Source organism: Sorangium sp. So ce1036 (assembly GCF_051369805.1).
In the GTDB taxonomy this organism is placed as follows: Bacteria; Myxococcota_A; Polyangia; order Polyangiales; family Polyangiaceae; genus Sorangium; species Sorangium cellulosum_F.
This window is the reverse complement of record NZ_JBBMOX010000001.1, coordinates 6,799,162-6,818,116: the sequence shown is the minus strand read 5'-3', so window position 1 is coordinate 6,818,116 and position 18,955 is coordinate 6,799,162. Positions and strand designations below refer to the sequence as shown.

Here is an 18,955-nt window from a genome sequence, read left to right as displayed (position 1 = left end):
CTTCTCGGTGAGGGGGCTTCAGGCGGACAGCGCGTGCGGCGCGGCGTCGCCCAGGGTGGAGGCGGGCGCGAGGCCCTCGATCGACGTGTCGCGGCGGCGCTCGCCCTCGCGGCGCAGATCGAGCGCGGCGCGCTGGGCGGCGAGCATCTCGTGCCGGCTCACCCCGAGGTACTTGAGGATCGGCATGTACACCTTCTGGATGAACACGCCCCGATCGATGCCGGCCTCGCGCATCTTCAGGATGCGCGCGTCGTAGTCGGGGACGAGCCCGACGCCCGGCATCTCGAAGTTCGCGAACACGTGCGCCATGTCGGCGAGCGTCCCCGGCCGGTCCTCCTCGAGCAGCACCTTGATCACGCTCTGGTAGAAGCGGCAATGGGCGATCTCGTCGCGGGCGATGAAATCGTAGATCGTCCGCAGGCACTCGTCGTTCTCCGCCCCGGCCCGCTCGCGGTGCTTCACGTAGATGACGAACGTCGCCATCTCCTGCACGCAGCCGTAGAACGTCATCTGCCGCGGCGTGTGGAACGGGAGGTTCCACTGCTTGCCGAGGATCCTGTGCTGCAGATCCGAGAGCTGCTCCTCGGTGCGCTTGCCGGAGCGCAGGAGGTACTGCATCAGCGTGAGCGAGTGCTTCGACTCCTCGTAGGCCCAGTTGGCCTGGAACCACGCCTGACCGAAGTAGCTCCGCACGAGGTTGATGCCGTTCGCCACGTAGTCGGGCAGGTACATCTCCACCGAGCAGAACGTCTCCGCGCAGAGCGCGAGCTCCTCGCTCGCGCCCGGGTTCACGCGGTCCCAGGGGATGTCCTGGAAGACGTTCCAGCGGCGCTCGCGCTCCGCCTTCTCGAAGAACGTCATGTACTCCCGGAAGATCTTCTCCTCCAGCCGGCTCATGCGCTCGCCTCCAGGCGCTCCCCCACCTTCTTGCAGAGGTCGCCCACCGTGATGAGCTCGACCAGATCCTCGTCGGGGATCATGATCCCGAGCTCGGTCTCCATCTCTCCGACGATCTGCATCATCGACAGCGAGTCGATGCCGAGCTCCGTGATCACCGAGGTCGAGGTGACGTCGGGGAACTCGCGCTTGTCCACGCGGGCGGCAACCGTCTTGAACATCTCGAGAAGCTTGGTCATGTCCGTCATGGTTCAGTCGATCCTGCGAAGCTCGTATTGAGCGAGGGAGCTGTAGTGCTTGTCGAACGCGTTCACGCACGTCGACAGGTAACGATCGTAGTCGTCGAAGACCTTGTCCCCCCACGTCGACCGGATGGTCTTCTCGTTCAGCCTGAGCCGGCGGAGCCACTCCGCGGTGGTGCGCTGGTAGTGCTCGCGCCGCGTGTTGACCTGCATCACCTCCCAGTAGGGGTTCACCGCCTGGATGATGTCCTCGAGCCGCGGGTTCAGGCCGCCCGGGAAGATCTCGCGGGTGCAGAAATAGATGTCCTCGAGCTCCTTCTTCGTGCCGGCGGGGAGCGCGCCCCAGGGCGTCATCCGGGGCGTCCTGTTGCGGAGGATCGTCTGGAGCCCGAACCAGGCGCCCTTGTTCGTGAGCTCCCAGGCCTTCTTGAAGTATGCCCGGTAGATGTCGACCGCCTTGCCCTGCCGCGCCTCCTCGGGCGAGCAGAGGTGGTCGATCATGCAGATGGAGATGAGGCTGTCAAAGCGCTCGTCCGTCGTGAAGGTCCGGAAATCGCCGCCGACCACCTCGACGCCGGGGATCTTGCGGGCGTTCACCTCCGCGGCCTGCGCCGTGGAGAGGGTGACGCCGACCGCGCGCTTCACGCCGCGCGCCGTCACCACGTACTCGAGCGCCGCGCCCCAGCCGCAGCCGATGTCGAGGACCTTCTTCTCGGGCGTCACCTTCGCGAAGTCCGAGAGGACCCGGAGCTTGTTCAGCTGCGCGGCCTCGAGCGACTGCTCGGGGGACTCGTAGACGGCGCAGGTGTAGTTCATGCGCTCGTCGAGCCATAGCCTGAAGAACTCGTTCGAGACGTCGTAGCTGACCTCGACCTCGGCCTTACTGGATCCCATCGATAGCTCCTTCGACACGTGCCGGGGCGCCGCCCGCGCGGCCCCCTTCGGTTCGCGCCGCCGCGCCGCCCGTGCGGTCCGCGTCGGCATGGGGTGGCGGCGTGAGGCCCTCCTCGTCCGCGTCCGAGGCGAGCTCCAGCTCGCCGGCCTCGTAGCGCCGCTTCATCTCGCGGCGCCGCACCTTGCCGCTCGACGTCTTCGCCAGCGTCCCCCGCTTGATCGGGACGACCTCGGCGATCTGGACGCCGATCTCGGCGCGCACGGCCTGGATGACCGCCTGCGCGACGCCGGGCGCGCTGCGCTTGACCTCGGCGACCACGACCGCGCGCTCGGCGCCCGACGCCGTGAGGCACGAGAACGCCGCGCAGTGGCCGTGGCGCACCCCCTCGACGGAGGACGCGACGCGCTCGATGTCCTGGGGGTAGTAGTTCTTGCCGCCCAGGATGATGAGGTCCTTGGAGCGGCCGCAGATGTACACCTCGCCGCCGGCCAGGTAGCCGAGGTCGCCGGTCCGCAGCCAGCCTCCGCCGAACGTGGCCTCGGTCTCCTCCGGCGCGTTGAAGTACCCGGCCGCCACGCTGGGCCCGCGCACCCAGATCTCGCCCACCTGGCGCTCGCCCAGCGGCGCGCCCCCGGGCCCCGCGATGATGAGCTCGTGGCAGGGGAGGGGGCGGCCGCAGGACACGAGCTCCAGCGACGCGCCGCCGTTCGCGGGGCGCGCCTGGCCGGCCTGCATCGCCTTCACGTCCACGCGATCGGTGGTGATCGGGGCGTCGAGGTCGCTGAAGCTGATCGCCAGCGTGGCCTCGGCCATGCCGTACGAGGGCAGGAGGCTCTCCGGGCGGAGCCCGTGCTTGCGGAAGCGGTCCGTGAAGGCGCGGAGGACGTCGGCCTGGATCGGCTCGGCCCCGCACCCGAGCGCGCGCAGGCAGGAGAGGTCCCAGCTCGCGGCCTGCGCGTCGGTGACGGCGCGGGTCGCGAGGGCGAAGGCGAAGTTCGGCGCGAAGGTGATCGTGCCGCGGAAGCGGTGGATCGCGTCGAGCCAGAGCGACGGGCGGCGGATGAACGCCGTCGTGGGCAGGAACATCACCGGCACCAGCGCGTACAGCGGGGCGATGACGAAGCCGATGAGCCCCATGTCGTGGTAGAGCGGCAGCCAGCTCACGCCGCGATCCTCGGGGGTGGAGCGCAGCCCGTCGAACATGATCGCGTGGCTGTTCACCGTCAGGTTCCGGTGCGTCACCATCACGCCCTTGGGCCGCGAGGTGCTCCCCGACGTGAACTGCAGGAACGCGAGGTCGTCGAGCGACACCCCCGGGGCGTCCTCCGCCGCCGAGGCGTCGAACCCCTCGGGCTCGCGGAGATCGCGCTCGAGGACGACGCGCAGCCCGGGCGGGCCGCCCTCCGCGCCCGCGGCGAGGTGGGCGTCGATCATCGCCTTGAGCGGCTCGTTCGTGACGAGCACCCGCGCGCCGGACGCGGTCAGGATGTGCTGCACCGTCTCGCTGTAGGCCTCGAGCTTGGCCAGCGACTGCGGCGGATACATCGGGACGGCGACGATGCCTGCCGTGAGCGCGCCCACGAACGTCAGCACGAACTCATCGGCCTCGGCCAGGATCAGCGCGACCCGGTCGCCCTTGCCGAGCCCGAGCTTGCGCAGGGCGTGAGCTCGCCGCCGCGCCTCCTGCCAGAGCTCGGCGTAGGTGACCGATCGCTCCTCCCCCGTGCTGCGAACGAACCGGACGGCTCGATCGGCGTGCGCCGCGTTTTGCTGGAGGACCTCGACGAACGTTCGCATAGCTCTCTCGGATCCGGGCGGCCCGGACGTGAAGCGCCGTCCGACAGGGACAACCCGGACTTCAGTGAGGGGCAGCCATAAGCGAAATTCAGGCCAAAGCAAACAGAAAACGTCGAATCACGGGAATCGAGCTGGATTTCGCCGTGTGGGGGGATGTGGCGTGACGAAAGATCGTGCGCAGAGTGCGTCGAAAATTCGTCACATCGACCCGTAAGTGCGAATGTCAGTTCACGTCAAGTATCGGACGCCGCGCTGAGGTGGAGGGGGCCCTCTGGGGGCTCGCCGGAGGGGCCGGAGTGCAGGCGAGCCACGACAGGGGCTCGCCGGAACGCAGGCCCCGGAGGGGAGCCCCCAGAGGGCCCCCTCCACCTCAGCGCCACCGGGGCCTCAGCGCCACCGGGGCGGTCGCTCGGCGCACAAAAGCGAAGAGGCGCCGGGGTCCCGGCGCCTCCTGCGCTCACGGTCGACGTCGCCGGTTACTCGTCGCCGTGGTCCGTGTGGCTCGCGGCCTCGTCGTGGGCGTCATCGCCCTTCTTCTCGTCCTTCTTCTCGGTCTTCTCGAACCTGCTCGGCTCCGCGAGGGCCCAGTCGGCCGACCAGGACGACAGCACATAGATCGTGCCGTCTCCGCCCTCCTTGATGGCGTACCGGCTCTGCCCCTTCGCGCGCTTGCCGATCTTCATGGTGAAGTCACCGGCGTTGTCCTTGAGCTTGATCGTCACGACGCCGCCGTGCTCGATCGGGTCGTCGAGCCCGGTGTCGGACTTCTCGTCGCCGAAGTCCTCGGCGCCCAGGCTCTTGAAGGCGCGGAGCATGTCCTTCACCTTGGACTCGTCGAGCTTCTCCCACTTCGTGGACGGCGCGCCGAGCTTGCCGAGCTTGTTGCGGGCCGCGTACGTGCCGGCCCACTTGTCGCCGTTCTTCGAGAGGCTGATGAGGCCGTTCTTGTTCTCGATCGAGGCCTGGATCACGTTCTCGTCCTCGAACTTGAGGATCGAGTTCTCGCGCCAGTTCTTCGCCTCCCGCGTGTAGAGGTAGCTCGAATAGCCGCCCACGATGTACACGCCGTCCTGACCGGCGACGCGCGCCATCTGCCCGCGCGAGCCGCTCTTGCCGAGGTACAGGTCGAGCGCCTTCTCCTCGCCCTTGTGCGCCACGAGGTGGAGCGCCTTCTCGTCGGTGAGCTCGTACTGCTCGTAGGTGGCGGCCGTCCGGTCGATGACCTCCTTGAGCTTGAGCTCCTTGAGGTTGTCGAGCAGGCTCCGCACGTTCGCCGGGTGCGCCTTGGCGCTCACCGGCTTCGTGACCTCCCACGCGTCGCCCTTCTTCTCGAGCGTCACGTCGGATTTGTCGGCGTTCTTGATCGAGATCTTCGTGATCTTCTCGACGTCGTCCTTCGTGACCTCGACCTTCGGAAGATCCGCGGTCGCGGCCGTGGCCGAGTGCGCGGCGAGGTGCTCCTTCTGCTTCTTCTGCGTGAGGAACACGCCGACCCCGAGGAGCGCGAGGATGACGAGGGCGGCGTAGATCTTGTGCTCGGTCTTCATGGTCTTTCACCCGCCATGGCTCTGGCTCAATCGAGCGAGATGTTCTCGCGCGCGCTCTCGCGCCGCCGCCACCGGACCAGCCCGAACGCCGCGAAGAGGGCCGCGGGCAGGAACGTGAGCGTCCACTGCACGCGCTGCTGCACGCGCTTGCGCTCCGCCCGGTACTCGTCGGCCTTCCTGGCGAGGGTGGCCTCGTCGTCGGTGGCCTCTTGCTTCGGCTTCTCGATGTCCGAGTAGGTGAGGTTGGTCTCGCCGAGCAGCTTCGCGCTGGCCGCGAGGAGCGTGCTGTCCCCCGCCATCCAGTCGAGCGTGTTCTTGAGCGCGAGGATCGTGTTGGTCAGGTACTTCTGCGCATAGGGCTGCGAGAGCATCTGCAGATCCTCGTCGCCGCCCATCCCGCCCATCATCATCATCTGCGGCGGCATGGGGGGCGGGTTGCCGGCCCGCGCGAACGGGTTCGCGAGGAACTGCGACGCCGAGATGACGAGGATCCGGCTCTTGTCGGCGCTCTCCGCGGGCGCCGAGATGCCGAGCGCCTCCTGTCCGCCGAAGGCGCTCTTGATCTTGCCCTCGAGCGTCACCGCGATCGCGCGCTGCGCGAACTCGCCCTTCGGCTTCCACTCGGTCGAGAACTTCATGTCGATGTTCTCGGACCCGTCGACCGTGGCGTTCGGGGTCGAGCGCGCCACGACCTTCATCGTGGCCTCGGGCTGCTTCTCCGGGTGCGGGACCAGGGGCGAGGGGAACGGGAAGGCGAGCTCGCCCAGGCGGAAGAACCCGGCGAACGACGAGTCGAGGATCTGCTCGTTCTCCTCGAAGCGGCTGTCCTCCTGGAGCTGGAGGATGCCCGGCGCGCGGAACCACATGAGCTGGCCGGACTGCGACTGCACCGGGATCGACAGGGAGCGGCTCCAGTCGAGGATCGCCTCCTTCTTCATCTCGATGCCGTAGCCGTCGAGCAGCTTCTCGAGGCCCCACGTGTTCAGCGTCGCCTTCATCGACGGGTCGGACGCCTTGAGGTTCACCGCGCCGGCGAAGATGGTGAGCGCCTTGTTGCCGAGCATCAGGAACTGGTCGATGCGGCGCAGCTCCTTCTCGGTGAACTCCTTGCCGGGCTGGGTGATGATGATCCCGACGAGGTCCTTGTTGATCTCGTTGTCGCCGCCCTTCAGGTCGACGTCCTCGAACTTGTAGAACGGCAGCGCCTGCTCGAGGATGCCCTTCATGTTCGGGCCGCCGGGCCGCCCCGGCTGGGCCGCGATGAGGTTCGGATCGCTGAGCTTGATCTCGTCCTTGCCGGTGATGATGCCGAACGTCTGGTTGATGTTGTCGGCGCGGTCACGCAGCTCGCGGATCTTGTTCGTGATCCAGAACTCGAGGCCCTGCGACTGGTCGGGCGAGAGGAGCGGGATCGCCTCCTTCTCGCTGCCGTACTTGAACGAGATCCCCATGAACCCGCGGGAGATCGTGGTCTGGTCCTGGCCGGTCTCGCTGCCCTCGCCGAACGCGGCCTCCTGGAGGCCCGCCTCCTTGGCGGCGGCGCGCTGCTCGTCCGTCTTCGCCTCGATGACCGCGTAGTGGAGCTTGCCGTTCGAGGCCTTCTCGTACTCGTTCATCAGGTCGGTGAGGTCCTGGATGAACGCCTCGTGCTTCGGGAGCCCGCGGGTGACGTAGACGTCGATCTGGAGATCCTGCTTCAGCCCCTCGCGGACGAGGTGGGCGGAGCCCTTCGACAGCGTGAAGCGCTCGTTCTTCGTCAGATCGAAGCGCTTGTACGCGCTGTAAGAGATGATGTTGGCCACCACGAGGATGGCGGCCACGATGGCCAGGTAGACGCCTGTCTGCGTCGCGGCTTTGGCTTTCCGTTCCATGGGTAGTCCTTACGCCCACTTCCTGCGTTCGAGCGCCCTGAACGCGGCCATGAGGCAGCCGATGGTGATCGAGAGGAAGAAGACGATGTCTCGGGTGGACACCATGCCGCGCGCGAACGGCGCGAGGCGCGTGTCGAAGCTGATGAACGCGAGCACGTCGCGCACGGCGGGCGGCGCGTTGTCGGCGGCGGCGCCGATGAAGTGCAGGAACAGGAGGAGCATGAAGGTGATGAAGAACGCGATCACCTGGCTCTCCGTGAGCGCCGAGATGAGCAGGCCAATCGAGACCGCCGCGGCGCTGTAGAGCACGAGGCCGATGTAGCCCGAGATCACCGGCCCGCTGTCGAGCGCGCCGAGGTGCCACGGGGTCACGAACATCATGATCGGGTAGAGCGCGGTCGCGAGGATGAGCACGAGCACGAGGCCCCACGCGCCGAGGAACTTGCCGAGGATGACCTCGTGGTCCTTGACCGGAAGGGTGATGAGCATCTCCAGCGTCCCGCTCCGCCGCTCCTCCGCGAGCAGGCGCATGGTCAGGACCGGGATGACGAGGAACGACAGGCCGCGCGGGGCCTGCGCGAACAGCTGCACGAGCGAGGCGCGATCGGCCTGCCAGAAGCCGCCGTTCAGGTAAAAGAAGACGAAGCCGAGCGCGATCAGCCCGAGGCAGATCACGACATAGGCCAGGGGGGAATCGAAGTTGGAGCGGAACTCCCGCTTCGCGATGATCAGGGTGGTGCTCATGCCGTTCAGCCCTTCTTCTTGGCCGGCGCTTCTTCCTCCGCGCCTTCGTCGTCGCCGTCCTTCGCCTCGCCGCCGGCCTCGTCCTTCGCCTCGTCGTCCTCGTCCTCGTCCTCGTCGTCCGAGTCGTCCTCGTCCGCCGCGTCCTCGTCCTCGTCGTCGAGATCGTCGGTGATCAGCTTGCGGCCGCGGTCCTTCCGCTCGTCGCCGCGGGTCAGCGCCTTGAACACGTCCTCGAGGCTCTGCGAGTCGCGCCTGAGCTCGAGGAGCAGCCAGCCCTTCTGGACGACGAGCTGGAACAGCTCCGGCCGGATGTCGCCGCCGAGCGCGCCGAGGATCTGGAAGCTGTGGGCGCTGTCGTCGGTCGGCAGCTCGGTGACGCTGGTGACGCCGGGCAGCCCGGAGAGCGCCTCCTGGACCTCCTGGGCGCTCGGCGGCTTGCGCCCGCCCGACCGGTAGCCCTCGCCGCCCTCGAACACCTTCTTCTCGTGGATGGTGACGACGTACCGGACCTTTCCGCTCTTGGCGCGGATGTCGTCGAGCGGGCCGTCCGCGACGACGCGCCCCTTGGAGACGATGATCGCGCGGGCGCAGGCGGCCTCGACCTCGGAGAGGTTGTGGGTCGAGAGCAGGATCGTCCGCTCCTTGCCGATCTCCTTGATGTAGCGGATGACCTCGGCCTTCTCGTTCGGGTCGAGGTCGCTGGTCGGCTCGTCGAGGATGAGGATGGGGGGGTCGTGGACGAGCGCCTGCCCGAGGCCGACGCGCTGCCGGTAGCCGTGGGATAGGTTGCGGATGTCCTTGCCGAGCACCTGGGCGAGGCCGCACACCTCGACGATCCCCTTCATCCGCTTCTTGAACGTCGCGTGATCGAGCCCGCGCATGTCGGCGACGAAGGAGAGGTATTCCCAGACGTTCATCTCGCCGTACAGCGGGGCGCGCTGGGGCAGGTAGCCGAGCTTGCGCCGGACATCGAGCGGGTCGTCGAAGACGTCGTAACCGTGCACCCTCGCTGTCCCGGCCGACGCCGAGATGAAGCAGGTGAGGATACGCATCGTCGTCGACTTGCCGGCCCCGTTCGGTCCGAGGAAGCCGACGACCTCGCCGCGATGGACCTCGAAGCTCACCTTGTCGAGCGCGCGCAGCGACCCGTAGCGCTTGGTCAGCGAGCTCGCCTCGATCATCACATCGCTAGCCAAAATAACCTCCTTGATGGTTCCTGACGCGGAGCGCCCTGCTCCGTGATTCCGCTCTTCGCGATCCTCCCGCCCCGGCCGACAGGCCCGCCGGCGGCGCCCTGGATCGCCTATTACCCAGGCGAATGGCGGCGCCATCCTAGCGGCGGGGGGATCTCTGTCAACAGCGCCGACCGGAAGCGGCCAACGCGGGGGTTTATTCCCGGCTCCGTGGCCTCGCTCACGCGGGGTCGTTCGGGCCCACCTGGATCGCGCAGGGCGGGCGCGGCGGGCCTTGTCGCCCGGCGGATGCCGTGCTTGCCCGCTCGTTGTTCCTGCTGAATTTCCACTTGACCCGGGCGTCCGCGTTGGACTAGTTGGCCACACCTCGCGTGAGCCTCATCGTCCAGAAGTTCGGCGGCACGTCCGTCGGTTCCATCGAGCGCATCCAGCGGGCGGCCGCTCGGGCGCTCGCCACACAGCAGGCCGGTCATGACGTCGTGGTCATCGTCAGCGCGATGGCCGGCGAGACGAACCGGCTCCTCAAGCTGGCGTCGGACATCGCGCCCGTGCCTGACGCGCGGGAGATGGACGCCTTGGCGGCGACCGGAGAGCAGGTCTCGGCGGCGCTGATGGCGATTGCCATCCAGGCGCAAGGCGGCAAGGCGCGGAGCTTCCTTGGCCACCAGCTGAAGATCCTGACGGACAGCGCGTACACGAAGGCCCGCATCAAGGCGATCGACGCCCAGCGGCTGCACGAGGCGCTGGGCGAGGGGAAGATCGCGGTGGTCGCCGGCTTCCAGGGCGTGGACGACGCGGGCAACATCACGACGCTCGGCCGCGGCGGCAGCGACACGAGCGCGGTGGCGATCGCGGCGGCGGTGGGCGGCGAGTGCGAGATCTACACGGACGTCGACGGCGTTTACACGACGGACCCGAACATCTGCAAAACGGCGCGGAAGATCGAGCGGATCAGCTACGAAGAGATGCTGGAGCTCGCCTCGCTGGGCGCGAAGGTCCTTCAGATTCGGAGCGTGGAGGTTGCGATGAAGTATGGTGTCCCGGTGCACGTGCGGTCGTCGTTCTCGGACGTGCCGGGCACGTGGGTCGTCGGCGAGGAGCAGTCGCTGGAGAGCGTGACGGTGACGGGCGTGGCCCTGGACCGGAACGAGGCGCGGGTGATGCTCGTCGGCGTCGACGACAAGCCGGGTGTGGTGGCGCAGATCTTCAGCGCGCTGGCGGAAGAGAACATCAGCGTCGACATGATCATCCAGAATGCGCCGAGCTACGGCCTGGAGGCGCGCGGCTCGTCCGGCGAGGTGAAGGCCGACGTGACGTTCACGGTCGGGAAGGCGGACCTGCCGCGGGCGAAGCTCGTGATGGAGAAGATCGCCAGCGGCGTGGGCGCGGTGGGCATCCGTTACGAGGAGGACATCGTGAAGGTGTCGATCGTCGGCCTCGGGATGCGCGCCCACGCGGGGGTCGCGGCGCGGATGTTCCAGCTCCTCGCGGCGGAGGGCATCAATATCCAGGCGATCTCCACGAGCGAGATCAAGATCTCGTGCCTGGTCTCCACGAAGTATGCCGAGCTCGCCGTCCGCGTGCTGCACGACGGCTTCGGGCTCGGCAACAAGGCATAACAGAACCTGTGCTGCCGTCGTGACGCGCTCGCCGCGAGCCGCCGCCGGGTCCCTCGGCAGGCTGCTCGCGGCGTGTTGCGTTTTGGCGTCGCGATCGCCCCGAGAGGTGCGCAGGGCGCCTGTCATCGAGGGTCGGTGTGCTCCGATGTGAATACGGTGTTCACGCGGGTCGACGGGCTCGTTTACAGCAATCTCTGCATCTGGCGCCTCCAGCCGACGAACGAGCGCACCGACATCGACCCGCCGAGCGAGGATTGCGCCCTTGAGGACTCGATGTGCCGCTGACGCGGTCGAGCGCGTCCGAGCCACCGGCCGCGCCGTGGCCGCCGCGAGCCCCCTCACGGCGCCAGCAGGAGCACCTTCACCTGGCTCGGCACGACCCGCACCCCCGGGCAGTTCGTGCTGTTCTGGAGCGACACGCTCGTCAGCCGGCTCGCCGGCATGCCGCGGATCAGCACCGAGAAGGCCCCGGTCAGGTGGCGGCTCGGCCCCATCACCGTCCCCGACGCGACCCCCATCGCGATCCCGGCGTTGTCCCCGTTCGTCAGCGGGATCGTCGTCGCCAGGTTGTGCGCCGGCGCCGCCGTGAACAGCACGTTGTAGACCGCCGGCACGCCCATCGGCCCCGCGGCGATGTTCGGATAAGGCACGGGCACCGGCGCGGGCGAGGGCGTCAGGCACACGTCCGGGAGCCCCAGATCGACGCCCATCCCCTGCGTGTTGGCGAACATCGCTGGCTCCTCCCGTCCCGTCAGCCGAGGTGGATCTGCGCGCCGTCGAGCTTGACCAGCTCCTCGGCCGTCACGAGCGTGTTCTCGCCGCGCAGGCTCATGTTCTTCTTCGCCACGTAGTCGACGCGCTCCGCCCGGAGCTGCTCGATCTCCTCGACGAAGCGGTACACCCGCCGGAGCCGCTGGATCACCCGCTCCGCGGAGGTGTCGAGCGCCGCCGCCTTCACCTTCACCCGGTCGATCTCGGCCTGCACCGCCGTCCCGAGGTACGACAGGCTCTCCACGAGGACGCTGCCGAGCCGCGCGTTGACCTTCACCTCGCCGGCCACCACGCCCACCTCCTTGCCGGACGCGAAGGTCACGCCCTCGGCGGCGCCGACCACGAACCGCCCGCTGGGCAGCTTCACCTGCAGATCCCCGTCGAGCGCCACGCTGACGTCGCGCCCCTCCCGCTCCAGCACGGCGAGGATGTAGGCGCCGCGCTCCGGCAGCACCGAGAGGAGCACCACGTCGCCGGCCACGGGCTCCACCAGGCAGCTCACGGCGCGGCGCGCCTCGATCTCCGCGCGGCCGGAGGCCACCACGAACGCGCCGCCCGCGGCGCGCACCACCCGACCCGCCTCCTGGTAGGCGGCCTCGGGCTCGCTCCCCCTCGCAACCTTCCTCGCAACGTTGCCTCGCATCACGCCTCCCGCGCCGGCTCAGCCGGCCTTGCCTCGAAGCTTGTCCTGCCAGGTCTCCGCCTCGGCGAGCGGCTCGTCGTCGCCCAGGGCGAGCGCGCGGCCGGTGAACACGGCCCCCTCGTCCCGCGTCCGGTGAAAGCGCGCGCGGAAGAGCGTGGCCCCCGTGAAATCTGCCCCCCGGACGTCGGCGTGGGAGAAATCGGCGTACGTGAGCGCCGCGCCCGTGAAGCGGGCGCGCTCGCAGCGCGCGCGGTGCCAGAGGCTCTGCGCGAGGCGCGCCCGCCCGAGATCCGCGCCGGCGAGCTCGGCGTCGACGAAGATCGCCTGGTCGAGGAGCGCGCCGCGGAGGCTAGCGTCCTTCAGGTCGGCCTCGACGAAGATCGCGTTCGCCGCCAGGGCGTCGTCGAGCCGGGCGCCGGCGAGGTTCGCGCCCTTGAAGCCGCACTGCGTGAGGTTCGCGCCGGTCAGGTTCGCCCCGCGGAGATCCGCCTCGGTGAACTGGCTCAGGGTGAAGTCGAGCCCCGAGAGGTCCATGCCCGCGAACCGGCCGCCGATGAAGACGACGCTCCGGCAGCGCGCCCCGGCCAGCGCGACCGACGTCATGTCCGCCCGGATGAGGTGCGTGAGCTCCAGCCGGGCGCCCGACAGATCCATGTGCGCCACGTCCGCGTCGACCAGCACCGTGCGATCCAGGCTCGCGCCCGCGAGCCGCGCGCCCGCGAAGCGCGACTGCGCGAACGCCGCGATGACCAGGTCCGCCTCGGAGAGATCGGCGCCCGACAGGTCGGACTCGGCCACCTGCGCCGCCGCCCAGCGGGTCCGGACGAGCCTCGCCTGCGCGAGCGCGCACCGGTGCATCGCCGCGTGGTGCAGGTCGGCGCCGGTCAGATCCGCATCGGTGAAGTCGCACGCGGTGAGGATCGACTCCTTGAACGACGCCCCGGCGAGGCGCGCGCCCCGGAAGCTCACCTGCTCGAAGAGCCCGCCGGAGAGGTCGGCCCCCTCCAGCGCCTCCCCGTCGAGGCGAGCGCCCGTGATCGCCTCGCCGCCCTGGATCGCCGCGATGAGCTCAGCCCTGTCCACGCGGCCTCCGCGGCACGAAGCGCACCTCCCGGACGTTCGCCTCGTCGAAGCGCGTCCGCTCGTCGCCGAGCACCTTGGCGAGATCGGCGCGGAACAGGTTGGCCCGGGTGAAGTCGGCGCCCGGGAGCCTCGCCTTCTGCAGGATGCCCAGCATCAGGTCGGCGCCCGTCAGATCGGCGTCCGACAGCTCGGCGCGGACGAACCGCGCCTCGCGCGCGACGATCCAGGCCATCCTGGCGCCGCGCAGGTCGCAGTCGCTGAGGTCGCTGCCGCTCATCCGCGCCTCGGTGAAGTCCGCGCCGGCGAGGGTCGTCCCGCGGAGGTTCGCGCCGGTGAGCGTGGCGCCGCGGAGGTCGGCGCCGTCGAAGGCGCAGTCCTTGACCATGCGCAGGTTCTCCGCATGGGCGCCCCGGAGCACGGCGCCTCGGCCCTCGGACGAGAAGAAGGCCGTCGAGATCAGCCGGGCGCCCGAGAGGTCGACGCCGCCGAGCTTGCACTCGATGAAGGTGGACCGCGAGAGATCCGCGCCGGTGAGCTTCGACCCCGCGAGATCGACCCGGAGCAGCGTCAGGAGCTGCGCCAGCGCGGAGGAGAGGTCGTTGTCGCGCAGCGTCGCCTCGGAGAGGTCGGCGAGCGTGAGGTCCGCGCCGCGGAACGAGGCGCCGGTGAGATCGGCCTGGTAGAGCACGGCGCCGGACAGGTCGGCGCCGGAGAGGTCGGCGCCGCCGAGCTGCGCCAGCCCCAGGTTCGCCTCGCCGAGCCGCGCGCCCCGGAGCGTGGCCCGGCGGAGGTCGGCGTGGGCGAGGACCGCCCGCTCCAGGTCGGCGTCCCGGAGGTCGGCGTCCGCGAGGCGCGCGCCCTCGAGCAGCGCGCCGGTGAGGGTCGCGCCGTGGAGATCGAGGCCGGCGAGATCCGCGCCGGTCAGGTCGCGCCCGGCGAGCGAGCGCCCCGCGCGGTGCGCCTCGACCACCTCGTCGCGGAGGCGCCGCGCGGCGTCGCCGTCGGGCCGGCCGGCCGGGGGGCCGAGGTGCGCGGTCTGGCGGTATCCCTCCAGGACCTGCGCCTCCATCTCGGCGAGCTTCCGGTCGAAGGCGGGATCCGCGAGCGTCGCCTCGAGCTCGGCGTTCGGGTACCCGGCGTTGGCGAGCAGCGTGGCGAGGTCTTCCAGCCGCTCGCGCTCGGCCTTCGCCGAGAACCTCGGCGGGCCGGCGGCCTGCTTCATCGCGTCGGCCTGGAGCGCGTCGTAATCCATCCCGGCGGCGGCGTAGGCCGCGCGCGCCTCGGCCTCGGCCTCCTCGCGGCGGGCCTCGGCCTCGGCCCGCTCCCGCTCCGCGCGCGCCTCCAGCGCCTCGACGAAGGGGCCCAGCTCCTCGACGTCGGGGAGGGCCTCCTCGTCGACCTGCGCGGGCTCGTCGGCCTCGTCGAGGCCGAACTGCGCCGGGTCGAGCCCGAGCTCCGCGACGGTCGCGCGCGCCTTCTCCCGGTTCGCCTCGGCCCTGCGCCGGGCGCCGGCCTCTAGGTTCTTCCGGAGGAGATCGTCGCTCTCCAGGAGGCGCTCGACGTCGGACTTCTCGCGCGGGGGCCGCGCGCCCGCGGGGAGCGGCGGCAGGAGATCGCCGTCGCGCAGCGAGGCGAGGTGCCCTGTCTTCGGGTCGAGCCGCTGTCGCAGCACGTCGCGGTAGTGCTCGGCCGGTCTGGGCTCGCCGAGCGCCTCGGCGCCGATCACGATCTGGAGCACGTCGGCCGCGTCGTCCTCGTCGACGAGCGCGACGCCCCGGAACAGGAGGACGCCGCGCTCGGCGTGGGGGAAGAGGTGCACGGTGTCGAGGTGCATCGCCACCTCGCCGAACACCTCTCCTTCACCGGTCTTCCGGTTCAGGAACGCGCGTGTCGCGATCCCGGGCAAGGCCGCCTCGATGACCGGCCTCCGGGGGTGCAGGTTCTCCAGCACCATCGGCTCGTCGCCCTGAAAGAACCCCTGGATCTGCTGATCTTCCGGCGCGGCGTTGAACACGCCGAGATCCGTGTCCTCGGCGAAGCCCGGGAACCGCTCCTTGAGCCAGGCCGCGTCGTAGGTGCCGATCTTCGCGTAGCGCTGCGGCCACAGGAGATCGAGCGGGCCGAAGCCCGCGGGCGCCGGGCGGTCGTCCGGCGACGTGATGAGCCGCCCGGGCAGCTCGATGTTCGGGAGCGGGTGGATCTCTCCGGCGTCGGTCTGGACCGGCTGGGCCCCCTTGCCGACGGGGTTCAGCGCGAAGTCCGGCCCACCGAAGGCGCGCTCCCAGGCGATCGGCATCTCCGTGAACGGGGCTGGCTCGGTCGGGACCCCGCGCTCGAACGTCCGGTCGCCGATGGCGTAGAGCGCCTTGTCCACGGCGCCGAGCCGCGCGCGCACGGCGCACGCCGTGGCGCGCCCTCCGGGCGGGTGAGCGCGCCCGGAGATCAAGAGCTCTCCCCGCGGCTTGGGCATCCCCATGTCGAGCACGGCGTCCTTGCCGAGCTCGGCCGCGGCGAACTTCCAGAGATCGACCTCGGAGAGCAGGGCACCGGGCGGATCGAGCGAGAAGAAGGCCAGGATCGTGACCACCAGATAGCAATCGCCGCCGTCCTCGAGGACCCTGTGGAGCAGGCCGAGCTTCTGGGGTTTGATGGTCTTCATGGGGGGAGGGGGCTCGCGCCGTGAGCGCTGGTGTCCCACGGCCTCGATGGGCGATGTCCCCCCGAGGCCGTGGCGCCGGTCTGGCGCGGATCCCTCGCGGCCGCGGGCGGCGCCGCCAATGTCACCGAGCGGCTCGCCTCCGTCAACGCTCACGGCGCGCCGCGGGCAGGGCTCGCGGCGCGCCGCGGGCGCCTGGAGGTCACGCCTGCTCCTGCGCCATCGCCGCGGCGAAGCGCAGGAGCCCCTCGCCCCAGCCGCCGAGGATGTACGTGCGGTCGTAGAACTCGGGCACGAGGGTGTCCTGGTAGCCGGCGACCTGGACCAGGAACACCTGCACGTCGCGGTTCACGCGCGCGCGGTACGTCGCCACGAGCTTCGCCACGTCGATGTGGTTCCCCTTCCAGGCGAAGTCCGCGTAGTCCTTCGGCCGCTTGCCGTAGAGCCCGCCGTGGCCGGCCTGCATGTCGCTCATCACGAACACCGCGTCCCAGCGCTGCCGCTCGCGGATGGCGCGATCCCAGAACAGCCACACCCCGTTCTCGGTCGCGGTGCCGATCGTGCGGGCGATCTCCTCGGCCCGGTCGAGCTGCGAGAACACGCTCTCCTGCTTGCGCACGGCGAAGCTCTCCAGCCGGTCGCCGAACACGCCGAGGTGCCCGTCGTCCGCGCGCATCCCGGCCACGACGCCCGTGAGGTTGGCGATCGTGGAGATGCGCATGGTGCCGAGGCTGCTCGTGGTCGTGCCCTGCGCGGAGCCGCTGTTGTCGCAGAGCGCCATCACCCGCCCGTGGAAGCGCGGCACCTGGCCGAGCGAGCGGTGCAGGCACTGCTCCACGGCGTCGAGCACGGCGCCCGGCGCGCACCCCTTCACCGCCTGATAGGCGCTGTAGTACCGGAAGGGGAGCTGCTTGCCCTCCGCGGCCGTCGCGAGCAGCTTCGGCAGGAACACCTCGGCCGGCACGCGCGCCTCGATGAGGTTGCGCAGGTTGCGCAGCAGGGCCATGTGGCCCATGACCGGCAGCGCCTTGCGCCACGCGCAGCGGTTCGAGCCGCGGGCCGAGACGATCGCCTCCCAGGTGCGGCCGGTCGCGCGGAGCGCGCCCCTGGCGAGGCGATCGACGCTCGGGCTCTTCGGGTGCACGAGGTTCACGACGTCCACGGTCTTGCTCCCCTTGCCCTCCAGGCGGTACTTCGCGAGGGCGTGATCATCGAAGCGCTGGAGCGCGTCGCGGAGCGCGCGCTTCAGGGCGTTGGGCACCGGCTTGCCGAACCGGTAGAGCTGGTACGCGAGGGCGACCGCCGGCTCGTCCGCGCGGCGGACGATGCGCGGCGCGAAGCGGCGCACGAGGCCGGTCCCGCGGACGGAGGCGGTGTTGGCGGCGCGCACGAGGATGACCTGGGGCGTGGTGCGCAGGTGCTCCTCCTCGCGCAGGCGCGCGGCCTCGGCGAGCGTCGCCTCCGGGTCGGCGGCGAGCGCCTCGTCGATGGCCTTCTCGAGGAGCGCCGCCGGCGAGAGGGCGCGCCACTCGGCCGGATCCACGGCGCAGAGCGTCTCGCGCAGGCGCCTCACGTCGGCGTCGGAGAGGCGCGCGCGGGCGTCGGAGGGGCGCGCGCGGGCGTCGGAGGGGCGCGCGCGGCCGTCGGCCTTCCTCGCCGCCTTGACCGGGCGCGGGTCGGCCGGGTCGCGGTGGTAGTACATGGGCTCGCCGAAGAAGCAGGACGAGGCCGCGAGGCGGAGGCGCTTCAGCGGATCGGCGATGTCGTAGGAGCGCCCGCCCATCCAGTTCAGGTGAGAGGCGCCGTCGCGCTGGGCCCTGGGCTTGAGATGCTGAAAGAACGCCATGAGGACACCTCCTTCCTCGACGCAGGTGCGTGAGGCGCCGAGAGAGCGGGCGCAGCGCGGAGGATGGTGGTCACGGGTTGGTCGTGATGGAACGAAGGAGCCGTGACGCTCACTGCCGCGCTGCGCCCTGGTACCAGAGGCGGGATTCGAACCCGCGACCTCGTCCTCCGAAGGGAAGTAACCCCGGAGCTCACTGCCGGCGCTCATCGCGCCGGAGAACACCGCCCGGAGTTGATATCGCGCTCTACCGCTGAGCTACTCTGGCGTGGACGCCGGGGGGTATTGCAGGGCGGATGCCAACCGGCCTCGGGCGGAGGCGAGCGCGAGAAATCCGCGGTGGGGGAGGGGCGGGGCCGGGGAAGACGAGGGCGGCGGCGGGTGGGGGCTATCCTGGGGGATATGTTCGTAGATGGATGGATAAAACGGGACGATCGCCGCGGTCCGTGCGCAGGGAGAGGGGGCGTCCGGCGGCTGCTGCTGCACGTGGATGGGGGCGGCGCGAGGCGGCGCGGACCGCTGGGCATGCCGTCGCACGTGGTCCGCGGGGTCTGGAGCGTCCCGGCGGCATCCTGGCTGGGGGCGGGGGGTCGGGACCGTGACGGGCGGTCGTCACGGGCCGGTGCGGAGGTCGCGACCTGGCGCTCAGCATAATTTCAAAGGAGCGGCGAGGTCATGATCGTGGGGGCCGGTCGAAACGAGGGCGTGGTCCGGTCGTGACCATGGTGGCCGGTCGAAACGAGGGCGTGGTCCGGTCGTGACCATGGTGGCCGGTCGAAACGAGGGCGTGGTCCGGTCGTGACCATGGTGGCCGGTTGAAACGAGGGCGTGGTCCGGTCGCGACCGTGGCGGGGGCTCGTCACGGGCGAGCGCGGAGGTCGTGATCGGTGCTCAGCATAATTTTGAACGTATGGCTAGATCGGGGCCGTGGGGGCCGGTCGAAATGACGGCGTGGTCCGGTCGCGACCATGGGGGCCGGTCGAAACGAGGGCGTGGTCCGGTCGCGACCGTGGCGGGGGCTCGTCACGGGCGAGCGCGGAGGTCGTGATCGGGCGCTCTGCATCCTCGATCAGGCGCGGAGCACGCGCGACGCCGCCGCGTGCCATCGTCGGGCCTGCGGCGGGACGCGCCGCTCGCGCGGGAGGACCGGCGCT

General features: G+C 70.2%; 15 protein-coding genes and 1 tRNA gene. 2 read left to right on the top strand and 14 right to left on the bottom strand.

The features are described 5' to 3' along the window. Positions 1-18: 18 nt before the first annotated feature. The 8 genes from WMF31_RS25595 to WMF31_RS25560 form a co-directional block, all read right to left on the bottom strand. The gene (locus WMF31_RS25595) at positions 19-897 is read right to left on the bottom strand and encodes an acyl-ACP desaturase (RefSeq protein WP_436604451.1); all 879 of its coding nucleotides are present in this window, start codon (positions 895-897) and stop codon (positions 19-21) included. Then, a complete protein-coding gene (locus WMF31_RS25590) occupies positions 894-1,136 on the bottom strand; it encodes an acyl carrier protein (RefSeq protein ID WP_242516110.1) in 243 nt (80 codons plus the stop codon). Before WMF31_RS25590 ends, WMF31_RS25595 begins: the two co-directional genes overlap by 4 nt. 12 nt (positions 1,137-1,148) lie before the next feature. Beyond that, entirely contained in the window at positions 1,149-2,033 is an 885-nt protein-coding gene (locus WMF31_RS25585) for a class I SAM-dependent methyltransferase (protein WP_436604450.1), read from the bottom strand. Beyond that, positions 2,020-3,831: a fatty acyl-AMP ligase gene (locus WMF31_RS25580; protein ID WP_436604449.1), complete on the bottom strand. Its 1,812-nt coding sequence runs from the start codon at positions 3,829-3,831 to the stop codon at positions 2,020-2,022. The genes WMF31_RS25585 and WMF31_RS25580 overlap by 14 nt, the downstream gene beginning before the upstream one ends. Before the next feature lie 476 nt (positions 3,832-4,307). After that, entirely contained in the window at positions 4,308-5,378 is a 1,071-nt protein-coding gene (locus WMF31_RS25575; RefSeq protein WP_436604448.1) for a DUF4340 domain-containing protein, read from the bottom strand. Positions 5,379-5,404: 26 nt separating this feature from the next. Beyond that, positions 5,405-7,249 (bottom strand): GldG family protein, encoded by a 1,845-nt coding sequence (locus WMF31_RS25570; protein WP_129347039.1) that lies wholly within the window; start codon positions 7,247-7,249, stop codon positions 5,405-5,407. A gap of 9 nt (positions 7,250-7,258) precedes the next feature. Continuing rightward, complete coding sequence (locus WMF31_RS25565) at positions 7,259-7,993, bottom strand: ABC transporter permease (protein WP_436604447.1); 735 nt, start codon at positions 7,991-7,993, stop codon at positions 7,259-7,261. A 5-nt stretch (positions 7,994-7,998) separates the two neighbouring features. Next, complete coding sequence (locus WMF31_RS25560; RefSeq protein ID WP_436604446.1) at positions 7,999-9,189, bottom strand: ATP-binding cassette domain-containing protein; 1,191 nt, start codon at positions 9,187-9,189, stop codon at positions 7,999-8,001. Between the two features lie 368 nt (positions 9,190-9,557). On the opposite strand from WMF31_RS25560, the gene WMF31_RS25555 reads away from it, so the two are divergent. Both WMF31_RS25555 and WMF31_RS25550 read left to right on the top strand, forming a co-directional pair. Beyond that, on the top strand, positions 9,558-10,805 hold the full coding sequence (locus WMF31_RS25555; protein ID WP_436604445.1) for an aspartate kinase: 1,248 nt from the start codon (positions 9,558-9,560) through the stop codon (positions 10,803-10,805). Between the two features lie 147 nt (positions 10,806-10,952). Next, entirely contained in the window at positions 10,953-11,090 is a 138-nt protein-coding gene (locus tag WMF31_RS25550; protein ID WP_436604444.1) for a hypothetical protein, read from the top strand. A 53-nt stretch (positions 11,091-11,143) separates the two neighbouring features. Here WMF31_RS25550 and WMF31_RS25545 read toward each other — a convergent pair whose 3' ends face one another. The 6 genes from WMF31_RS25545 to WMF31_RS25520 form a co-directional block, all read right to left on the bottom strand. After that, positions 11,144-11,536: a DUF4150 domain-containing protein gene (locus WMF31_RS25545; protein WP_436604443.1), complete on the bottom strand. Its 393-nt coding sequence runs from the start codon at positions 11,534-11,536 to the stop codon at positions 11,144-11,146. Between the two features lie 20 nt (positions 11,537-11,556). Beyond that, positions 11,557-12,219, bottom strand: a complete 663-nt coding sequence (locus tag WMF31_RS25540; protein ID WP_436604442.1) for a DUF3540 domain-containing protein — start codon at positions 12,217-12,219, stop codon at positions 11,557-11,559. A gap of 18 nt (positions 12,220-12,237) precedes the next feature. Next, a complete protein-coding gene (locus tag WMF31_RS25535) occupies positions 12,238-13,302 on the bottom strand; it encodes a pentapeptide repeat-containing protein (protein WP_436604441.1) in 1,065 nt (354 codons plus the stop codon). Beyond that, positions 13,289-15,961: a DUF2169 domain-containing protein gene (locus tag WMF31_RS25530; RefSeq protein WP_436604440.1), complete on the bottom strand. Its 2,673-nt coding sequence runs from the start codon at positions 15,959-15,961 to the stop codon at positions 13,289-13,291. The genes WMF31_RS25535 and WMF31_RS25530 overlap by 14 nt, the downstream gene beginning before the upstream one ends. 199 nt (positions 15,962-16,160) lie before the next feature. Beyond that, entirely contained in the window at positions 16,161-17,804 is a 1,644-nt protein-coding gene (locus WMF31_RS25525; protein ID WP_436604439.1) for a TROVE domain-containing protein, read from the bottom strand. A 128-nt stretch (positions 17,805-17,932) separates the two neighbouring features. After that, positions 17,933-18,069 (bottom strand) — tRNA-Arg (locus tag WMF31_RS25520). Positions 18,070-18,955 lie beyond the last annotated feature (886 nt).

Excerpts from the sequence above, each read along its gene's own strand:
- WMF31_RS25595 (WP_436604451.1), bottom strand. The coding sequence starts at position 897 with ATGAGCCGGCTGGAGGAGAAGATCTTCCGGGAGTACATGACGTTCTTC.
- WMF31_RS25590 (WP_242516110.1), bottom strand. The coding sequence starts at position 1,136 with ATGACCAAGCTTCTCGAGATGTTCAAGACGGTTGCCGCCCGCGTGGAC.
- WMF31_RS25585 (WP_436604450.1), bottom strand. The coding sequence starts at position 2,033 with ATGGGATCCAGTAAGGCCGAGGTCGAGGTCAGCTACGACGTCTCGAAC.
- WMF31_RS25580 (WP_436604449.1), bottom strand. The coding sequence starts at position 3,831 with ATGCGAACGTTCGTCGAGGTCCTCCAGCAAAACGCGGCGCACGCCGAT.
- WMF31_RS25575 (WP_436604448.1), bottom strand. The coding sequence starts at position 5,378 with ATGAAGACCGAGCACAAGATCTACGCCGCCCTCGTCATCCTCGCGCTC.
- WMF31_RS25570 (WP_129347039.1), bottom strand. The coding sequence starts at position 7,249 with ATGGAACGGAAAGCCAAAGCCGCGACGCAGACAGGCGTCTACCTGGCC.
- WMF31_RS25565 (WP_436604447.1), bottom strand. The coding sequence starts at position 7,993 with ATGAGCACCACCCTGATCATCGCGAAGCGGGAGTTCCGCTCCAACTTC.
- WMF31_RS25545 (WP_436604443.1), bottom strand. The coding sequence starts at position 11,536 with ATGTTCGCCAACACGCAGGGGATGGGCGTCGATCTGGGGCTCCCGGAC.
- WMF31_RS25540 (WP_436604442.1), bottom strand. The coding sequence starts at position 12,219 with ATGCGAGGCAACGTTGCGAGGAAGGTTGCGAGGGGGAGCGAGCCCGAG.
- WMF31_RS25530 (WP_436604440.1), bottom strand. The coding sequence starts at position 15,961 with ATGAAGACCATCAAACCCCAGAAGCTCGGCCTGCTCCACAGGGTCCTC.
- WMF31_RS25525 (WP_436604439.1), bottom strand. The coding sequence starts at position 17,804 with ATGGCGTTCTTTCAGCATCTCAAGCCCAGGGCCCAGCGCGACGGCGCC.